18 protein-coding genes and 1 pseudogene are annotated in these 19,322 nt (G+C 60.7%); 3 read left to right on the top strand and 16 right to left on the bottom strand.

Annotated features, from left to right (window positions below; genetic code table 11):
- Positions 1-286: 286 nt before the first annotated feature.
- Both NKH04_RS23175 and NKH04_RS23170 read right to left on the bottom strand, forming a co-directional pair.
- Entirely contained in the window at positions 287-877 is a 591-nt protein-coding gene (locus tag NKH04_RS23175; protein WP_353045028.1) for a type II toxin-antitoxin system VapC family toxin, read from the bottom strand.
- Positions 867-1,163, bottom strand: coding sequence for a hypothetical protein (locus NKH04_RS23170; protein ID WP_352542307.1), 297 nt, complete (start codon positions 1,161-1,163; stop codon positions 867-869). The genes NKH04_RS23175 and NKH04_RS23170 overlap by 11 nt, the downstream gene beginning before the upstream one ends.
- Before the next feature lie 69 nt (positions 1,164-1,232).
- Here NKH04_RS23170 and NKH04_RS23165 point away from each other — a divergent pair.
- Positions 1,233-1,647: pseudogene (locus tag NKH04_RS23165) on the top strand (ATP-binding protein); the annotation flags it as partial.
- A 418-nt stretch (positions 1,648-2,065) separates the two neighbouring features.
- Here NKH04_RS23165 and NKH04_RS23160 read toward each other — a convergent pair.
- The gene (locus tag NKH04_RS23160; RefSeq protein WP_352996976.1) at positions 2,066-2,335 is read right to left on the bottom strand and encodes a carboxymuconolactone decarboxylase family protein; all 270 of its coding nucleotides are present in this window, start codon (positions 2,333-2,335) and stop codon (positions 2,066-2,068) included.
- A gap of 145 nt (positions 2,336-2,480) precedes the next feature.
- On the opposite strand from NKH04_RS23160, the gene NKH04_RS23155 reads away from it, so the two are divergent.
- A complete protein-coding gene (locus tag NKH04_RS23155; protein ID WP_352816249.1) occupies positions 2,481-2,681 on the top strand; it encodes a hypothetical protein in 201 nt (66 codons plus the stop codon).
- A 134-nt stretch (positions 2,682-2,815) separates the two neighbouring features.
- On the opposite strand, the gene NKH04_RS23150 is transcribed toward NKH04_RS23155, so the two are convergent.
- Entirely contained in the window at positions 2,816-3,289 is a 474-nt protein-coding gene (locus NKH04_RS23150; RefSeq protein ID WP_352542306.1) for an Lrp/AsnC family transcriptional regulator, read from the bottom strand.
- Between the two features lie 128 nt (positions 3,290-3,417).
- Between NKH04_RS23150 and NKH04_RS23145 the strand changes: the two genes are divergently transcribed.
- The gene (locus tag NKH04_RS23145) at positions 3,418-5,808 is read left to right on the top strand and encodes a thiamine pyrophosphate-binding protein (RefSeq protein ID WP_352542305.1); all 2,391 of its coding nucleotides are present in this window, start codon (positions 3,418-3,420) and stop codon (positions 5,806-5,808) included.
- Between the two features lie 104 nt (positions 5,809-5,912).
- On the opposite strand, the gene NKH04_RS23140 is transcribed toward NKH04_RS23145, so the two are convergent.
- The 12 genes from NKH04_RS23140 to NKH04_RS23085 all read right to left on the bottom strand — a co-directional run bounded on the left by NKH04_RS23140 (position 5,913) and on the right by NKH04_RS23085 (position 19,315).
- A complete protein-coding gene (locus tag NKH04_RS23140; protein ID WP_352458022.1) occupies positions 5,913-6,665 on the bottom strand; it encodes an ATP-binding cassette domain-containing protein in 753 nt (250 codons plus the stop codon).
- A 9-nt stretch (positions 6,666-6,674) separates the two neighbouring features.
- Positions 6,675-7,874 carry an alanine racemase gene (locus tag NKH04_RS23135; RefSeq protein WP_352542304.1) on the bottom strand — a complete coding sequence of 400 codons (1,200 nt, stop codon included), beginning with the start codon at positions 7,872-7,874 and terminating at the stop codon, positions 6,675-6,677.
- A 12-nt stretch (positions 7,875-7,886) separates the two neighbouring features.
- Positions 7,887-8,861 carry an ABC transporter permease gene (locus tag NKH04_RS23130; RefSeq protein WP_352542303.1) on the bottom strand — a complete coding sequence of 325 codons (975 nt, stop codon included), beginning with the start codon at positions 8,859-8,861 and terminating at the stop codon, positions 7,887-7,889.
- A 35-nt stretch (positions 8,862-8,896) separates the two neighbouring features.
- A complete protein-coding gene (locus tag NKH04_RS23125; RefSeq protein WP_352542302.1) occupies positions 8,897-9,958 on the bottom strand; it encodes a substrate-binding domain-containing protein in 1,062 nt (353 codons plus the stop codon).
- A gap of 60 nt (positions 9,959-10,018) precedes the next feature.
- Positions 10,019-11,080: a substrate-binding domain-containing protein gene (locus NKH04_RS23120; RefSeq protein ID WP_353045027.1), complete on the bottom strand. Its 1,062-nt coding sequence runs from the start codon at positions 11,078-11,080 to the stop codon at positions 10,019-10,021.
- Between the two features lie 33 nt (positions 11,081-11,113).
- Positions 11,114-12,373, bottom strand: coding sequence for a M20 family metallopeptidase (locus NKH04_RS23115; protein ID WP_352542301.1), 1,260 nt, complete (start codon positions 12,371-12,373; stop codon positions 11,114-11,116).
- Positions 12,370-13,584, bottom strand: coding sequence for an ROK family transcriptional regulator (locus NKH04_RS23110; RefSeq protein ID WP_352542300.1), 1,215 nt, complete (start codon positions 13,582-13,584; stop codon positions 12,370-12,372). The genes NKH04_RS23115 and NKH04_RS23110 overlap by 4 nt, the downstream gene beginning before the upstream one ends.
- Positions 13,585-13,820: 236 nt before the next feature.
- Entirely contained in the window at positions 13,821-14,054 is a 234-nt protein-coding gene (locus NKH04_RS23105; protein ID WP_352542299.1) for a DUF6894 family protein, read from the bottom strand.
- A gap of 861 nt (positions 14,055-14,915) precedes the next feature.
- Positions 14,916-15,662 (bottom strand): SDR family NAD(P)-dependent oxidoreductase, encoded by a 747-nt coding sequence (locus tag NKH04_RS23100; RefSeq protein ID WP_353045026.1) that lies wholly within the window; start codon positions 15,660-15,662, stop codon positions 14,916-14,918.
- A gap of 71 nt (positions 15,663-15,733) precedes the next feature.
- On the bottom strand, positions 15,734-16,498 hold the full coding sequence (locus NKH04_RS23095; protein WP_352542335.1) for an SDR family oxidoreductase: 765 nt from the start codon (positions 16,496-16,498) through the stop codon (positions 15,734-15,736).
- A gap of 18 nt (positions 16,499-16,516) precedes the next feature.
- Positions 16,517-17,425: an aminotransferase class IV gene (locus NKH04_RS23090; RefSeq protein ID WP_352542297.1), complete on the bottom strand. Its 909-nt coding sequence runs from the start codon at positions 17,423-17,425 to the stop codon at positions 16,517-16,519.
- 75 nt (positions 17,426-17,500) lie between these two features.
- A complete protein-coding gene (locus tag NKH04_RS23085; protein WP_352542296.1) occupies positions 17,501-19,315 on the bottom strand; it encodes a hydantoinase B/oxoprolinase family protein in 1,815 nt (604 codons plus the stop codon).
- Positions 19,316-19,322 lie beyond the last annotated feature (7 nt).

Raw genomic sequence — 19,322 nt, 5'->3', positions numbered from 1 at the left:
GCTGTACTTTTCGTCGCGTTATCAAGCCGGTCCGCGATCCCGGTTGCACTCGCCGCCAAACCGGAACCCTGGCCACGGACGAGACAGGCAAGCCTAGCTGGCGGGCCGCCAAGGCAAGCGAAAACCGCCAAATAGAGCCGGATCTAATGTGGGTATCGAGTTTGACCCAGCTTCACAAAACCCAGAAAGGCCGGCGTATTCTGCAGATGATTGACCTCAGTCGCCGGCCCCCGATCCAGCTGTTCCAGTTCGTGAAGAATATCGACAGGAGGACCAACCGTGACGTTCATGATGACCGCCGTTCCGGCCGAGCTCGATAGAGGATGATCCGTCCCGTCGGCAGAACCTGGGTGAGGAAATCAAAATCGCGGACGTTGCCGGTCAGCACGCTCGCACCCAACTGACGCGCCTGCAGGAACACGAGGGCGTCATTTAGGAAGCGCCGCTCGTGCCCCTCCCTCTTGGGCAGATTGCTCAGCCGGAAGAGCAAGCCAGCCAAGACCCCGGCCTGTCCCCAGATCGCATCGTCCGGTGCATGAAGTCGGTAGTCCGGAATGTCCTCTACCGTGGCTTCAATCGTCTCGAGGACAGCTTTTGTGGATGCATGCTTAGGGTCCAGCCGACCAAAGGCTTGGGTCAGCTCAGACAGGCAGGCAGCGGAATGGTGGCATCGGCGATAGGTAAGCAGCGTATCGACTTCAACCGGCGATCGTCCCTGCAGGACATCCAGATAGACGCTCGTATCCAGAAACAGCGGTCCCCCGATCGCAGGTTCGTCAGCAACCCATGGGAGATCGTCGTCGGCCCTGCGCTTCAGCGTTCCGTCGTGCTTTTGGGGCTTTAGCGATCGGAGCGTTTCGGAAAGATCAAACCCCAAGATCTATGTCCGCCGGGATACTGCCCTTACGTCCGACCAGGCGGGCGCCAAAGTCATCTTCGAGGGCCAGGCGCGACAGCGCCAGTTCCAACAGCTCCGTGTCCGAGGTGACATGGGCGCGCTTCTTGGCCGCCTCGATCAACTCCGCGGGCACCCGCGCCGAAAGACGGGTATTCTTCGCGGCGCCGAGGAGGCCGGCGGCTTTCGCTTGCTCCAGTACAAGTTTATTGCGGGTCGATGCGACCGTTGCTTCGCTTTCTGCAGCCGTCCGTGTCTGCGCAGCCATGAGAACCTCCTGTGTTGAACAGAATATAGATTGCGTTGAACGCATAGGCAAGGCTTAGTAGCCGCTGGCCGTCGGGACCATCGCTCCGGCATGATCAAACGGACATCTGATGCTTTCGCACTTATCGCGCGCGGTCAGTATTCGGGGCTTGCGACCCAACCCGTGAAGGGCGGAGAAGTCCTCATCGCATTGCAGCGCGACGGGCAGTCCAAGGTCGCCGACGCGCTCTCAAAGGGTGCGCGTTTTCAGCTCTAGCTGGCCCTGCGGCTTGCCGGATATTACGAGTTCGCCCAGTTTCGACCCCTCTGTGCCATTCATTGCCGACGAGATCATGACCTTCGACCATTTCCGGTCCGAGGAGGTTTTCAGGTTGTTTGGTCAGATGGCAAGCGCTGGCCAGGTGATTTATCTGACGCATCACCAGCACCTGTGCGAGATCGCCAAGACTGTTGTTCCCGGCGTTACAATTCACGAGCTCACGTAGTTGGCTGCTGCGGCGTGGGATGAGTTGAGGCTGCAAACTGAAGTAAACGGCCGGGCCGTCAGAAACACACCGCGAAAGGACGGCGAGTGCCCGGCGTCGGGGAACGCATTCCCATCCTCCGCCGGCAAGTCGAAAGCTCCAAGCTGGGCAGCCCGTGCGAAGCCTGGACGGCTCCGGCGCCGAAAAGCCGTTCAAAATGAGCGATGCCCCGCTGGCGCGGATTTGAAATCATTTCAGCTCTCCTCCTGGAGTTCCTTTTCCTGACGAAAATGGTTTGCAATGAAGAGGGCTTTGGCGCTCGCCGGCTCAAACGAGGAACGCGCCTGGCTGATGTCGGTAGGCCTCGTGCGTTCCGGGTGGACCAATCGGAAGCCGACAGCGAGACGGTCCCAGAGATTGGTGGTGCCGGTGAGAAAGGTCAGCTGGGCGAGCTCTTCGTCACTAAAGGGCCGCTGTCCAGGCGAGGGCGGCGTTCGCGCTCGCTGTACAGCGAATCTGCCCTGCGCCAGCCATCGAGCAGATAGAGCCCGCTCTTCCGTCTCGCCGAGCGCGCGAGCGTCCTTGTGTGCATATGAATGCAGTAGGCGCAGCCATTGATCTGGGATGCGTGCATCCTTACGAGCGCGATCAGACTCGGTTCGAGGCAACAGTTGCGGATCGCGTGTTCAAGCGCCCAAAGCGCATTCATAGCGTCAGAAGCTGCCTGTTTCGTTTTCTTGGGTTCAACTCGCATTGTCCTTGTCCCTTCCGGGTTGACGTTCCGCCGTCGCACCGGAAAGACGGCGTTCTTCGTTGCGCAAAATCTGCAGACCCCTCCAGTGCCATGGCGCGCTATGTCGAGCGGCACCGGCGCTTTTCTGATCGCCTCTGACCGGTTTTCCCGGAACAGGACCGCCAAATGGTGGACGTCCCGCGCCATTGCAGCCTGGTTGGCTTTGGCGGTCAGCCAGGTTCTTGAGCAATCCGCGCGGCGGCGGCTGATGCGCCGGAAGGCAGACGATGCTCGCCAGGCGCAACAAAAATTCTTTATCTAATCGCCGCAATCATGACGCATAAGCTCCAATTGCAGCCGGCGGAAATACCAGAAATCACAGTCAGTATTGAGGCGTGCCGAACCCATATTGCCCACTTGCTGCAAGACCTGCGACACGCGGGTCCGTCCAAAAAATCATGGCTCTACCGGCAACCGGTTCGATCGCTTGATCTGGGCAAGCGCGAAGCTGGACTCGATCGAGGAGACGCCATCGAGCCGCGTCAGCTTTTCCTTCAGGAAGCGCTCATAGGCGTGCAGGTCGCGCACCACCACACGCAGCAAATAATCGCGCTGGCCAGTCATCAGATAGCAATCGACCACCTCCGGCCAGCGCGCGATTGCCGCGTTGAACCGGTTCAGCTCGCTCTCGCGCTGGCGCTCAAGCTTGATCGAGGCAAACACCGAGATCGGCAGATCGACCATATCCTGGTCGATCAGTGCGGCATAGCCGGTGATCACCCCCATATCCTCCATCAGGCGGACCCGGCGGGCGCAGGGCGAGGCCGAAAGGCCGACCCGCTCGGCAAGCTGCTGCGCCGTCATCCTGCCATCGACCTGCAGCGCGGCAATGATCTTTCGGTCGATATTGTCCAGTCGACCTTTTGGCATCGAACGGTACTCCATTGGCTGATATTGGCACAACCAGCTAACGCGGCTGCCAATCTCATGCAAGTTTAGCGACAATTGGCTTTTGCTCAGCCCTAGGATTGAGACATCGCAACCGGGAGTCTTGCAGCATGGACAAACAAAAACTGGAGGCACTTTCGGCACTGGAGAAAAAGGTGCTCTGGCTGTCGACATGGATGATCCATAACGCCAATCACCTGCGGGAAAATACGGACGGCTTGAAGGTTGGCGGACACCAGGCATCCTCGGCGTCGCTGGTGACGATCATGACCGCGCTCTATTTCTCGGTGCTGAGGCCACACGACCGGGTCGCGGTGAAGCCGCATGCCTCGCCAGTGTTTCACGCCATCCAGTATCTTCTGGGCAATCAGACGAGGGAGAAGCTCGAAGGGTTTCGCGCCTTCGGTGGCGCGCAAAGCTATCCGTCGCGGACCAAGGATGTCGACGACGTCGATTTCTCCACCGGCTCAGTTGGCCTCGGCGTCGCGCAGACACTGTTTGCCTCGCTTGTGCAGGATTATCTCGGCGCCCGCGACGAAAGCATGCCCGAGGGCCGCATGGTGGCGCTGATCGGCGATGCCGAGATGGACGAAGGCAACATCTTCGAGGCGCTGCTCGAAGGGTGGAAACACGGCCTGCGCAACTGCTGGTGGATCGTCGACTACAACCGACAGAGCCTCGATGCCGTGGTTCGCGAAGGCCTTTGGGAACGCTTCGAAAACATTTTCCGGAATTTCGGCTGGAACGTCGTGATCCTGAAATATGGCTCGCTGCTCGAAGCCTCCTTCACCGAACCCGGCGGCGAGGCGCTAAAGGCCTGGATCGAGGCCTGCCCGAACCAGCTCTATGCGGCGCTGACGTTTCAAGGCGGCGGCGCCTGGCGCAAGCGCCTGGTCGCCGACATCGGAGACAAGCCGGGCCTGGCATCGCTTCTCGACCGGCGCTCCGATGCCGAGCTCGCCGCGCTGATGACCAATCTCGGCGGCCACGACCTGCCATGCCTGATCGAGGCCTTCGGGACGGCACGCGGCAACGATCGACCGACATGCTTCATTGCATATACGATCAAGGGCTTCGGCCTGCCGCTCGCCGGCCACAAGGACAACCACGCCGGCTTGATGACCAGGGATCAGATGGCGGTCCTTCGTGCCTCGATGTCGGTCGGCGACGGGCGGGAGTGGGACGCCTTCGAGGGATTGGCTGTTGGAGATCTGGAGCTGCAACGGTTCCTCGACGCCGTTCCGTTCGCGGCAAAGGGCCAGCGGCGCCGGCACGCCCAGCGCATCGTGGTCCCCGGTCGTCTCGTTGCGGAAGCCAAAGGCAGCGTCTCCACGCAGGTCGGCTTCGGCAGAATTCTGGACGAGATTGCGCGTGCTGGCGGGCCGCTCGCCGACGCGATCGTCACGGCATCGCCCGATGTCACGGTCTCGACCAATCTCGGTCCCTGGGTCAACCGGCGCGGCCTGTTCGCGCGTCAGTCACTTGCGGACACTTTCCGCAGCGAACGCATCGCCTCGGCGCAGAAATGGGAATTCGGCCCCTCCGGCCAGCACATCGAACTGGGTATCGCCGAGAACAATCTGTTCATCCTGCTGTCGGCACTTGGGCTGTCGCATTCGATTTTCGGCAAACGGCTGCTGCCGATCGGCACGCTCTACGATCCGTTCGTCCAGCGCGGTCTCGATGCGCTCAATTACGCCTGCTATCAGGATGCGCGCTTCCTGCTGGTCGCGACGCCATCCGGGGTCACATTGGCGCCGGAAGGTGGGGCGCATCAGTCGATCGCCACACCGTTGATCGGCATAGCGCAAGACGGGCTTGCGGCTTACGAGCCGGCCTTCGTCGACGAGTTGGGCGTCATCATGCGCTTTGCGCTGGATTATATGCAGCGCGACGGCGACGCCGTGCAGTCGGAGCGCACCTGGCTGCGCGACGAGACCGGCGGCTCGGTCTATCTGCGGCTCTCGACGCGCCCGGTCGAGCAGATCATTCGTCCCATGATGCCACAGCTCGAGCAGGACATCATCGACGGGGGCTACTGGCTGCGGGCTCCGGGTCCCAATGCCGAAGTGATTGTTGCCTATACCGGCGCGGTTGCGCCGGAGGCCATCGAAGCTATCGGCATGATGGCAGAGGACCGTCGCGACGTCGGTCTTTTGGCCGTGACTTCGGCCGATCGCTTGAACGCAGGCTGGACAGCGGCAAGTCGCGCGCGCGAACGCGGCCTCGTTCACGCCAGGAGTCATATCGAAAGGCTGTTTGCCGATCTCCCTGCGCATTGCACCATCATCTCCGTCACCGACGGTCATCCGGCGGTACTCGGCTGGCTGGGTTCGGTGTACGGCCATCGCACGCGCAGTCTCGGCGTCGAGCATTTTGGCCAGTCAGGGACTATCGGCGACCTTTACCGCCACTTCGGCATCGACGCCAATTCCATAGCCACAGCCGCCGACCGGATTGCTGGTGGGCGCCCCATCCGCCATCTGCGCGCGCTGGATTGATGCTGACGACATTCTGTGGCCGAGGCCTGATCGTGGATCTGAAATCATGCCACTCGCTGCTCGGGTAACGCAATATCTGAACGGCGCGCCTCTGTCGGACCGGGCTAGTGCTGAAGCCCGGTGATCATGGCGACGATCTCGTTCTTGTCGGTCTCGCTGGTCTTGCGCACGCCGATCTGTTTGCCACGTCGCAGAACACAGATCCGATCTGAGAGCCTGAACACCTGGTCGAGGCTGTGGCTGATGATCAGCACGCCGATATTGCGCTGCTTCAGCGACAGAACAATCGTCTCGACCTTGGCGGTCTCGGCAACGCCGAGCGCGGCGGTTGGCTCGTCGAGCAGGATCAGCTTGCTTGCCCAGTGCGTGGCGCGCGCGATCGCCACGCCCTGGCGCTGGCCGCCCGAAAGATCGCGGATGGTGGCGTGAGCCGATGGGATGCGAACGTCGAGATCCTTCACCAGCTTTTCGGTGTCGTCGATCATCCGGCGTCGGTCGAGCAGGCCGAAGCGGTTCACCGGCTCGCGGCCAAGAAACATATTCATGTAGACGGTCTGCTGATCGGCGAGCGCCAAGTCCTGATAGACCACCTCAATTCCGTGGGCGCGCGCCATGGTGGCGCTCGACATTGCCACCGCCTGCCCCTCGATGATGATCGTCCCGGATGTCGGAGCATGCACCCCCGTCACGATCTTGACCAGCGTCGACTTGCCGGCACCGTTATCGCCGACCAACGCCACTATCTCGCCGGGATAGAGCTCGAGCGAGAAATTTTCGATTGCCGTGAGGCCGCCGAAATTCTTGCGGATGTCGCGCAGCTGCAAAACAGGGGGCGTGCCGGTCGTGGTCGCGTTCATCACTTGCTCCTAGACAGGCCAGGCAGCGGTTTCGCCAAAACCGTTTTCGATCGTTTCGACTTGGGGCGCCCCCTTTGAGACACCGGAGATGCCGACCACGTAGGCGCGGGTCACGAACGCCTGGCCGCGAAAGCCGAACACCGCCGTGTCGCCGGAGCGTGGCGCATTGGCGCCGCTAGCGTCAATCATTGCGTAATAGTCGATTGCCGCAGGCGGCGGCACCTCGACGCTTCTGAGCGCGGCGGCGGCCGTGGTGGGTTCTGCGGACACGATTGCCTTCACCTCATAGTCCGGAAAGATCGGATCGATATAGAAGCCGCCACCCAGGCAGTAGGCTTTGCCGCCAGACAAATGCGAGATCTCGGTCAAATACAAAACGGCAGGGAGCTCCGGCAGATCTTCCATGACGTGCAGCGCAGTGGTGCCGGCCAAGCCATTGCCCGGTTCACATTGCGTGGCGCCGGCTTCGGCCAGCGCGCCAAGCAGGACACTCGACGTTGTGCCGGGCGCGTTCACCTCTATGTCGCTGCGACCGGACTTGGCGAGCGCTTCGGCAGCTCTGCCCAGTGTCGCCAGATTGTGTGTCGGCAGGACCGTTCGCGTGGTCTGGTCGAACAACAGCGCCGGGAAGGTGGTGATGCCAGCGAACCGTCCGCCGTCGAGACCATCCAGTTTTTCGGCGACCGCGGCGATATCAGCCGCCTCAAAACCACCTTCGTGGCCGCGGTAGAAAACGTCACCATCGGCGCGGATGCGGGCAAGCAGGTTTTGCGTGTACCCGGCGAGCCTTGCGCCGGCAGCGGCTTCTTCAGCCTTGGTGTCGTTGAAGACGGTCCAATAGTCCGGCCTGAACGTTTTGGCCGCCGCATTGGCCTCGTGCCTTGCGATCTGCTGCAGGTGGCCAAGATGACCGAGCCTCAGGCCTGCTCTGTGCGTTGCCCGCGCGCAGGCCATGTCGACGGCGACGGCCTGATCGATGCCACCACGCTTGAGCGCATGGCAGAACGAACTGGCGCGGCCGACCTGCTTGGTCATGGCGAAAATCTTCAGGCCGAACCGGTCGGCCTCGCGCTTCAGGACCCGGGCATTGCTTTCGACGGCATCGAGGTCGAGCACATAGGAATTAGCCGGCAGCTTTCCTTCCTGGTGCAGGCGCATGGCGCTTTCTATAAAGCTCGGATTGCGGCGCCGCAGAACATCGAGGAACATGACAAAACTCCTTCAACGGGACTTTTCGCGCAGCGATACGGCGACGGCCGCAAGAATGATCAAGCCGCGCACGATCATCTGGTCGGAGACGGACAGGCCCATCAGGATGAGGCCGTTGTTCAGCATGCCCATCATCAGCGAGCCCACCAGCGCACCGACAATCGATCCCTTGCCGCCGTTAAGCAGGGTTCCGCCGACAATGACGGCCGCTATCACCGTCATAAGGTCGGTTTCGCCGAGCGTGTATTTCGCAGCCTGCAGCCGGCCCGCATAGAGCAGCCCGGCAAGGCCGGCGAGCCCGCCGCTTGTGGTCAGAACGGCAAGCCTTATCTGCGCCACGCTGATGCCGGAAACACTGGCGGCACGGCTGTTGTCGCCGGTGGCCAGCACATGGGCGCCGAAGCGCGTCTCGCGAAAGATGAGATGCGCGATCGCAACGGCAATTACCGTCCACCAGATCAAAGACGGAACACCCAGCAAAGAACCCGAGCCGAAGAAACCGGTGAAGGCGTCGTTGGTGACCGGGATCGACCGCAAATCGGTCATCGAGCGAGATACGCCGGCAAACAGCCCGAGCGTCGCCAGCGTTACCAGGAATGAAGGCAACTTGACGTAAGCCACGAGGGCGCCGTTGAGAAGGCCGATCAGCAGGCCGGCGCCGAGGCCGGCCAGCACCCCAGCCACCAAGCCGTAGGCGTTTATCGCCACCGCGGCGGCAAGGGCTGCCACGGCAACGATCGAACCTATCGAAAGATCAATCTCGCCAGCCGACATGACAAAGACAAGGCCGATCGCCATGATCGTCACGGGTGCCGTCTGCAGCACGATGTTCGACAGGTTGCGGACCGTCAGAAAACCGCTGTCCTTCAGTACGATCGCGAAGAACAGAAAGATCGCCAGAAATCCGAGATAGACGACATATTGCTGCAGGTTGAAGCGGCTGACCAAGCTCGCTGCCCGGCCGGGGCTGGTGTTGACACTCGACATTCTCACTTCCTCCGGCGGGGCGCCATTGTCCGCCGCTATTTCATGGCGGCCGCGATGGTCGCGGGCACGTCCTTGTTGAGGGACCGCTTCCACCCGTCCTTGACAGTGTCCTTGGTGACGGCGAGGGAATCGACCACGATGAACGGCGCGGCTTTCTTGCCGATCAACGAGGCGGCCGTGGCGCGCGCCAGCGTCACGCCGATGTCGTAGGCTTCGTCTGCGATGAGTGCCGCAACGTTGCCGCCTTTCACCATGTCCAGTGCCGCCGGTTCGTTCAGGTCGAGCGTGACGATCTTGGTGTGGCTGTTGCCGGCCGCCCGCAAAGTGGACAGCACGCTAAGCGCCGGCTCAGCCCAGGTGACATAGATACCGTCGAGGTCCGGGTGCTGTGTGATCATCGCCTGCGCGATTTCCTCGCTGCGCGCGGGGTCGGCCATTCCGGCCTCGGCCACGATCTTCATGTCGGGATAGTCCTGCTCGATCGTGTGCTTGAATGCTCCGTCACGCTGGTTGGTGACGTAGAAATCGGCATCGTGAAAGATGTAGCCGACCTTGCCCTGCTTGCCGAGCGCGTCGGCCATTGCGATCCCGGCCTTGTTGCCCATCTGGAAAAGGTCGTCCGAAACGATGGTCACATAATCCTTGTCGTGAACGTAGCCTGCCGGCGAATTGTCGACGAATCCCAATTTCACGCCGGCCTGGCGCGCAGGATCATAGACGGTGGCCGCACTTGCGGGATCGACCGGTAGGGACAGTATAATAGAGGGCCTTTTGGCGAGTACTGTCTCGACGTCGGATTTCTGACGGGCCGCATCAAAGCCGGCGTCGGTCTGAGCGACGACCGTGATGCCGAGCCGCTTCAACTCGTCCTGGGCGCCGCTGTTCACCGCGTTGGTGTATTCGCTCATCTCATGCCAGACCAGCGCGGCGGTGTATTTGCCGTCCTTGATCTGCTGCTCCTCAGCTGGTGTGAGCACGACGCTCTTTGCCGGCGTCGGCTTTTCCCCGTTCGGTCCCGTGGTGGTGCCCTCGGCTGCGAAGGCGTTGGCAGCGACGAGTGCTACCAGTGCCGACAACATTCCAATTGCTATGCGCATGTCGGTTCCCCTTGTTTTTATGATGTCGGCGGCCCTGATTGGCCGCCGGGCATTGCCCTGTCATTTGGCCGCGTCGAGCACCGATTGCGGCGCGTCGCGGTTCAACGAATCGTTCCAGCCCTGCGCAACGTTCTGCTTGGTCACGGTAAGCGCCGGGGCAACGACGAAGGCCGGGGTCTCCTGGCCGAGCAGCGCCTTGACGCCGACAGCGGCCATGGCGCGGCCGAGCTCATAGGCCTTGTCGGCCACCAGTGCGGTCACATTGCCGCCCTTGACCATATCGAGCGCCACCGGTTCGGCGAGGTCGAGCGTGACAATCTTGGTCTTGGTGTTTCCGCTTGCCCGCAAGGCCGACAGCACGCCGTCGGCCGGTTCGGCCCAGGTGACGTAGATGCCGTCAAGATCGGGATGCTGCACGAGCATCGCGCTGGCCAGCTCTTCTGCCCGCGCCGGATCGGAGATCCCCTGCTCGGCGACGATCTTGATGCCGGGATAATCCTTCTCGATCGTTGTCTTGAAAGCCTGGTCGCGCTGGTTCGTCACATAGTAACTGGCGTCGTGGAAGATGTAGCCGACCTTGCCCTTGCCATCGAGCGCCTTGGCCAGTGCATCGGCCGCCTGCTTGCCCATCTGGAACAGGTCGTCAGTGACGATGGCTGCATAGTCGGTTCCGTGCTTGTAGCCTTTCGGCAGATTGGAAAGGAATACCAGCTTGGTGCCGTCGGTGAGCGCCTGACGGAACGCCTCGGCCGAAGTGACCGGATCGAGGGGCAGTGACAGGATGACGTTTGGCTTCGCCGCGAGCGCGGTTTCGATGTCGCTGCGCTGGCGCGCGGCGTCAAAGCCCGCGTCGGTGGTGGCGACGATTTGAATGCCGGCACGGGCAAATTCATCCTTGGCACCGGACGTGACCGCATTGGTGAAGTCGGAGGAGGTGTGCCACAGCAGCGCGGCCTTGTAGCCCTTCTCCTTTACTGCGGCCAGGTCTGCATCCGACAATCTAACCTCGGCGCTGGGTGTCGCCGTCTCGCCGCTCGGTCCCACTGTCTGTGCGCCGGCTCCACCGGCCATGAGCATCAGGCTACCTGCAAGTGCTGTAGCAACAAGTCTGTCTATCAGCATGATAGTTCTCCCATTTTCGCTCTCAGTTGTCCTTCATTCCGTAACGCCGCAATACTCCACCATGAACCGGGCGAAGCCGACGACGCCGGCCAGATATTCCTCGACATCGACGTGTTCGTTGAAGGTGTGGCAGTTGCGAATGTCGCCTGGCGCGCAGTACACGGCGGGGATGCCGAGCCGGTTGGTGAAAAATGATGACTCTGACCAGAATGGCGCGCCTTCGATGGCGCCGCGACCAGCCATCGATCGGGCCATGGCGGCAGCAAGAGCGCCGACCTCCGGCCTGTCAGGTGCAATCTCGGCGGCGTTACCCCCGAGCGGATGATCGCGACCGGCCGGATAGGCGAACGCCAACATGATTTCGGGATCGGTGACGGCGCCGCGCACCACTGCCTCGATTTCGGCGGCGGCCTCGTCCAGCGACTCGCCCGGCAACAGCTTGCGGATCAGCGACAACGTGCAGCGTTCGGGCACCGCGATGTAGCCGCCGCCCGCAAGCCCGGTGATCAGCAGGAAGCCACGCCCGATCAGCGGGTGCTCGGCTCTTGTTGCAACATCTTCCGAATGCTTCCACAGCGCGCTCATGACGGCGTGGCTTGCACGCAAGGCATCCTTGCCGAGTTCGGGTACGCCGAAATAGGCTGATCGTCCGGTGATGGTGATGTCGGTAATGAAGAAGCCAATTTGGGCCGGATAAACCGAAAGGCGGGTAGGCTCCACATAGACGACGAAATCGGGCGCCACGACTTCGCCTTTCTCGATGCGGCCGACGAAGTCCTTGATGCCGGCGGAGACGCCGGTTCCAGGCTGGCCGCTCTCCTCGTCGCCGACGAAGGCAAAGGCAACGTCGCCGGCCAGTTGGATGTCGGCGGTGTCGAGCAGAGAGAGTGCCGACAGCGCGGAGCAGATGCCGGCCTTGAGGTCGCCGGCGCCGCGGCCCCAGATCTGCCCGTCGATCATTGGCGCGGCAAACGGATCCTGCCTGGCGGTGCCAGCCCAGTGCTCGCGCCAGCCCTCGACATGGACCGTATCGGTGTGGCCGATGAAGAGCAGCCGCTTGCCGGCGCCGGCACCTTTGCGCTCACCCCAGACGTTGGGCCGGCCGGGCGCGAATTCCGCACGCCGAATTTCGCTCAAGCCAAGCACGCGCATGCGGTCTTCAAGGAAGGCGACAAAATTTTCTTCGTGACCGGTTATGCTTTCGCGGCCGATTGCCCCCTGCAGAAGCTCAACCGCTGCGTCCCAATCGAGGGCGGCGCGCAAGCGGGTGGTGATGTCCTTTGAGGCGGTCATAGCGTGGCCTCGCGCAGCACGGCCGAACTGGCTGGGGGAAGCGAAATGCGTCCGTCGGGCGCGTCGACGCCGAACAGTGTGTTGTGCAACTGGCCGAGCCCGATCGCGGCAGCGCCGATGAGCGCTGCCCGCGACCCGAGTTCGCTGGCCTCAACGGCGATAGGGTAGGGGAAGCAGCGCGGCAGCAGGTCCCTAACGCGCAACAGGATTTCCGGCCGCAGCCCGATCGAGCCGCCTAGGACGACCTTTTGCGGATTGGCAATTGCCGCTATGGCCACAATGCCTTGTGCGAGGTAGCGCGCGGTTTCGTCAAGTACCGTCGCGGCATGCCTGTCTCCAGCGGATGCACAGTGGAAAATCGTCGGCACGTTGACGATGTTGCCCGTCAGCGTTGCGTAGCGTTCAACCATGGCGCTGGTTGCGACCACGCGCTCGAAAGCGCCGGCGCGCAACGATGTCGGCGCGAATGGATCGGCGCCAATCGGCAAAAAGCCCATCTCGCCGGCTGCATTGCTGGCGCCCCGCACCAGATTGCCTCCAACCATGAGGCCGCTGCCGATACCGGTACCCAGCGCAATGAAGGCGAGGTTGTCGATACCCCGGCCGCACCCCTGCCAGTTTTCGCCGAGCACCGCCAGATTGACATCGTTCTCGATCACCACATGAAATCCGAATGCGTGCTCGAAAGCGCCAACGACATTCATCGTGCCAAAGCCGGCAATATTCGGGGCAAGCAGGACGCGGCCCGTCTTCTTGTCGGGTGCACCGGGAACACCAATCACCGCCAGCCTTATCTTTGTGCGCGAGATTCGGTGCCTCTCGGCCGCCTGAAGCGCTAGATCCACGATCTGGTCGACGATGAACTGTCCGCCCCGAGGATCGGTCGGCGCCGTTTCCTCCGCGAATATCTGGCAGGCAAGATCGGTGAGCGCGACCCGGACTTTGGCGCCGCCGAGGTCGACGGCCGCGATGTAGGCCGCGTCAAATACGAGTTCGTAAGTGACAGCCGTGCGTCCGACATGTCCGCTCGTGCGCCCTGTCTCCTGCACCCAGCCTTCCTGCTCGAGTGTCCTGACGATCTCGGAGATTGTCTGCTTGGACAAGCCGGTCTGCTTTGCGATCGAAGCGCGCGAGATCGGCCCACCTTGCACGATCGCCTCCATGACGGAGCGCTGCGAGAACTGACGAGAAATGCGGGGCAGGTCGTTCAACAGCAGCTCCGATTAATTCGTTCTATGACCGAACTTAATAATCATTTTCGACGGCCGTCAACTGGCCGCTCAAAAAGGGGGTTTGTACACCGGGGAAAAACAGCAGCGCTGGCGATCTAACGTCCCGCTGAAAAGCAGGTCTGTGGGTGCGTTGGTCTTGGTTTTGTATGTGCTCTCGCTACTACGATTGGCAGGGTACACGGTCGCTCGTTCGTATTTTCTATGACGCCCCGCCCCTAATGCGCCATCTCTATTTCGAATTTGATCCTAGCGTGTAGCAAAACCTGGCCCGTCTCGGTGCGAACGATCATCGTAAAGTCGCGGCTAGATCCGTCCGCCTTGTCTTTTACTATCGCCGCCAGAGCCTTTGCTGCCTCGAGCCTGGCGGATTCGACGTCCGGCAGATCGGTACCTTGATCGTCGGGGTACAGTTCGTTCGCATCTGCGAAGTCGAAAAAATATCGCGGCATTGCCGATAACGCCGATTTCAGTTGGTCGGTTTCGGTCGGAAATGTCCTCGTCTATGTGAGACGCCCCCGCCGCGACGCCTCATTCGCATCGAGTAAAGACTTGGCGGCTTGGGTCAGGCGAGTGCGATTATTTGCCGTAGGCCTTGATCGCTTGCTCACCTGGCTCGGCGAAGCGCCGTTTCCCGCGCGAAATATTCGACCTCGTAGCTACTCATCCGCCGACACGGTTGCGGTCACTGAAGTCTCGCTTGCTGTTGTCGTCGCCCATTTTGTGCCTCCAAAGGCTTGGCTCATTTGCAACGCGATGCTGAACGTTTTGTTGCTAGCGACGTGCGGAATCATCTTTGTTAGTTCTGGCTAATATAATCAGGTCGCCTAGAATCGAAGAAGTGCGTAAATTGTAAGTGCCGGCTCCGGCCCGCTCGGTTCATTCCGCCGATGGAACGCAAGCTCGTCGCCAAGCCGCCCGAAGGACGACGGGTGGTCTCACGAGGTCAAGTTCGACGGCTATCGCTCCAGATTGTTATAGACGCCGGCGGCGTTCGCATCTCCACCCGCCGCGACGTCGACTGGACGTCGAAATACCGCGACGTCGCCCGTAGTGCCAAAAAACGGTAGACGTCGAGAACGCCATCATCGTCGGCGAAATCATGGTGCTCAATGACAAGGGCCTATCGGGTGCAAGATCAGCGAGATCGACTGTCTCGTGCTCGAGCACGATACGCCAACAAACCGCCTCGACGATTTAGTGCGGGCCGGAGCCAGTCTCGCAAAGGCCCTTCAGCCTTTCTGATGCCGATTTGCGGCAATTCAGCCTGTCAGATTTGTAACACTGGAACCGTGAAGTCGCCGCGCAGAGGGCTAGGTCCATCCGCCATTTGCGACGAATTCTTGCGACGAACAGAGCGCACTATCATCACTGGCCAGGAACAGTGCCATCGCTGCAATATCTTCGGGCCGAATGCGCGCTCGAATGGACTGTATCGCGTCAATCTGGGCTTCTCCTTCCAGAGTCGGATGTGCGCGCCTCTGTTTCTCCGTCATCACCCATCCCGGAAGAAGCGTGTTGACCCGGATGTTGAAAGGACCAAGTTCTCGAGCCAGCCCCTTTGTCAGGCCGTGCACGCCAGCCTTGGCGGTCATGTATGTGGGGATGTTCGACGCTGTACGCGCGCTCAACGATCCAAAGTTGATGATCGACCCGCCTCCGAGACGCTTCATCTGCGGGATAATAGCCTGTGCAGCGAAGAACATCGGCCGCAGGTTGACTGCCATCCTGTTGTCGCGTCTGTCATTGGCGACATAGTTGATGAGAACTGAAATATCACCGAGGTCTCTCCTGATGCGCTCTATCGTCATCTGGAGCGCATTGATATTGCGGATGTCACATTCGATGAACACCGGGGGAAATACGTGCTCGCACAGGGACGTCACAAGCGCCTCAGCCAAAGATTTCTCGATATCCACGAAGGCTACCTTAGCTCCTTGCCAGGAAAATCCTTGGACCAGCGCTGCGCCAATACCAGAGCAGCCTCCGGTGACAAAGATGACCTTGCCCTTGAGCGAAGGGTAGCAGGCTGAGTTTCTTCGAGAATGTCTTCCCTGCATGAGAATCCGCGTCCACTTTGTGGATGATGGAGAAGCGAAAGGACATGCTTGCCCCAAGCATGGCCAGTCATTCACACCGTCACTGTCATGCCACCGTCCACGTAGAGCGTGTGCCCGTTGACGAATGAGGAGGCGTCGCTGGCGAAAAACACTGCAGCCCCGATGAGTTCTTCAACATTGCCCCATCGACCGGCCGGCGTGCGCCGTTCCAGCCACGTGGAGAACTCGGGGTCCCGACCAAGTGCTTCGTTGAGCGGCGTCTTGAAATAGCCAGGCGCGATGGCATTGATCTGCAAACCATGTTTTGCCCAATCCGCACACATGCCTCGAGTCAGATTTCTGACAGCCCCTTTTGTCGCCGTGTAGGGCGCGATACCCGGACGAGCCAATTCGCTCTGAACAGAGGCGATGTTGATGATCTTTCCGCGACCGCGGCCTATCATGCCTTTGGCGACGGCTTTGCTCACATAGAAAATGCTGGAGAGATTGGTTCGAACAAGATCGTCCCATTTCTCTTCCGGGAAATCCTCCAATGCTGATCGATGCTGGATGCCGGCATTGTTGATGAGAATGTCAATCGAACCGATCGAGGTCTCAATCCGCTCGACCCCGTGTCGCGCAGACAGGGCATCCGTGACGTCGAAGGCCGCCACCTCCACCGACAGACCGTCCTTGAGCAGGTCTGTGGCAGCGTCCTTCAACAACTGTTCACGACGACCGTTCAGGACAACCAGGGCACCACACTCCGCCAGGCCACGGGCAAGCGCCAGGCCAATGCCCTGGCCCGAGCCTGTAACCAGGGCAATCTTGCCGTTGAGGTCGAAAAGCCATCGCATCTGCATTTCGCTCTTCGATCAGGAAGCGTAAGACACTGGCGTCGCATGCCAGCCGTCCTTCCGCTTGTCCCAAAAAGCTGTTCTCAGCCGCGCGGAAATCGGACCCGGTCGGTCGTTCCCCAGGATCCTTTTTCCAAGACGGCTTACCGGCATAATGCCGCCAGCCGTAGTCGAGAAAAAGATTTCGTCGGCGGCTTCGAATTCGTCGCGGCAGAGATCCCGGACCTCACAGCGAATTCCAAACTCGTCGCACAGTTCCAGAACTGTTCTTCGAGTGATACCTTCCAGCGCACCGCGTTTAGGCGTGATGACCTTGCCATCTATGACGGCGAAGACATTGAAGCCCGGTCCTTCCGTGACGTTTCCATCACGATCCAGTAAAATGCAGGTTTCGGCGCCTTGATCGTGCGCCTCGAAATTCCCGCGCGTCAGGTCGCCCCAATGGAAATTCTTGATTGTCGGGTCGAGTGATTCCGGCGCAATTCGTTGGGGGGACGCGATCATTGCGTGCACGCCGCGTTCCTGCTGCTCGGGGGTGAATACCCACACCCAAGGCATGACATGGCAAATCAAATAACTGCGGCCGTTTATGGGATGAAGCGGCACGCCGCGCGGCGGGCGGGAGCGGACACAGTCCATCGCCACATAAGCCTCGCGCAACCCGGTACGCCGCACCAGTTCGGCGAGAATATTCTTGATCTCTTCGTCGCTTTCCTTCGGATTCATCCGCAATTTCGTCATCGAGGTGCGAAAGCGTTTGACATGATCGTCGAGCCGGAAGAATGCGCCGTAGTAGACGCCCGCGACATCGTAGGTAACGTCGGACCGGCGGTAGCCCCATTCGGTGATACCGAGCTTGGCATCCTTGAGAGGCATGAATTCACCATCAATGTAGGCCGCGCCAGCGGACCAATCGACGTCTGTCATCGTAGTTCTCCTTGACCTGAAAATCGTGCCCGTTGTCGGGCAGCCTGACAAGAAACACCCGGCGTATCGGCCGGGCTAAACGGCCACCGCCAGTTCGCTCCGGCTGGCGCGCAGGATGCGTGTTTGGACGATGTCCAATTGAAGATTGTCGTCTTCGGGAGATCCCTTGACGGCTACTCCGTAGATGTCTCGTGCGCGCTGCACGCTGATCCACCCTTCTGCAAGATCGTGCAGCACGCGCGCGGGATCGCGTTCCCGTGGAGAACCATATCCACCGCCGCCTGCGGAGTGAGAGACCATGTGCTCACCCGGCTGCAGAGTGACCCCGTAGCAGGGGGGAAGATCGACGACCGAACCATCGGCCTTGCGCATTGCCGCTCTGGACAGACCGCCGGGGCCACCGCCGCGAGCGCCTGCGGCAGGCGTGATGGTACCATCTGCGGTATAGAGGACCGTCAATGAGTTTCCGCCCCACGGGCCGTACTCACTGTAGACCGACGGCGCGCCGCGAAACGTGCCCGCTCCCTCGCTGTCGTCGAGAATATGGCGATCGTAGACGATGATTGGATGGTGGAGCTCATCGACTTCGACACTGTCGATATGGCACATGCCCGCGTTGCCGGCATGGATCATGGTCAGAAAGCCGTCGGTGACCGGCGTGCCGGCGCCACCGCTAATGCCGATGTGGACTTGATTGATGAAGGGCTCGTCATTGTTGTAGGGATCGCGCCCGGAGATGACACCCATTCCTGGTGGTTGGATTGGACCGGTCGCGGCTTGCCCAAAGCCAGCCGAAAGCTCGGCTATTGCGCGCTGTACCGGATTGGTGACATGGTCGGCGAGATTGGTGGTCGCCACCGAGCAAGAGGCCGGATGCCTCGGTATGCCGACGCAACAATTTTCGCGAACCCGAATGTCAATTCGTCGAAAGCTGCCCGCATTGGCGGTAACGCGGTGATCGAGGATGCCGTTGAAAATCCCGATCATCGCTGCGCTTTTGGCGGTTGCCTCAGTAAGATTGAGGCCACAGGGCTGGCAATCGGGATTATCGCGCAGATCGACAATGATCCTGGCCTCGTGCGTATCAACTTCAACGTCCACCTTGACGGGAATGCCCTCCGGGATACCGGGGAACGGGTCGTGAGCAGACACCAAAACGACATGTCCTGAAGACAATCTCCTGATTGCCTCAATCATCTTTTGTTCGGAATAGTCAAACCAGCGGTCGGCATAGCCTTCAAGCATATGCCAGCCGATCTCGCGGCCGAGGTTGAGCAGTTCGCGTTCGCCGATGCGGACGGATCCAAGGCTCGCAAGAAAATCGCCCCACCATTGGTCCGGAACCCGGATGCGGGCCTGACACATGCGCACGATGTCGTCGTTGGTCTTGTAGTCTTCCTGTATCTTCGTCGCAGAAAAAATCAGGGCACCCTCTTCATACAGATCCTTCACGTCCGCCAGATAGCTGGAAGGGCGGGAATTACCGCAGTCCGCCTGATGTGCTTTGGCCAGCACGAAGAAGCGCAGGATGCCTTCGTCGTCGATGACCGGGACGATCATGCAGTGGTCGGCCGCGTGGGAGTTTCCCTCGTATGGACTGTTGTGAAGGAAACAGTCGCCGCGCTTGAGCATCGGATGGTGTTTGAGGACCGCCCGGCACATCAAATCAGGGCCGATGAGCGTGTGGTTCGGCAGACTTTCCGCAGCCGCCAGAAGCTTGCAGTCAGCAGTCAGAACAACACATGAGAAATCATGGGCCGTGTTGAGGATACCGGAGCGGGCGGTTCGGAAAAGCGTGTTTTGCATCTTGCGTGCGATGGTCTCCATACGGCTGGAAATCATCGCCATCTGAACGCCGTCAGGCGCCTTTTTCAAAACTTGCTCAGACATGGGTAAG

Origin of the sequence: Mesorhizobium sp. M1365 (assembly GCF_040317865.1) — a bacterium.
Lineage (GTDB): Bacteria > Pseudomonadota > Alphaproteobacteria > Rhizobiales > Rhizobiaceae > Mesorhizobium.
The sequence above is the reverse complement of the archived record's forward strand: the minus strand, read 5'-3'. Positions and strand labels throughout refer to the sequence as shown.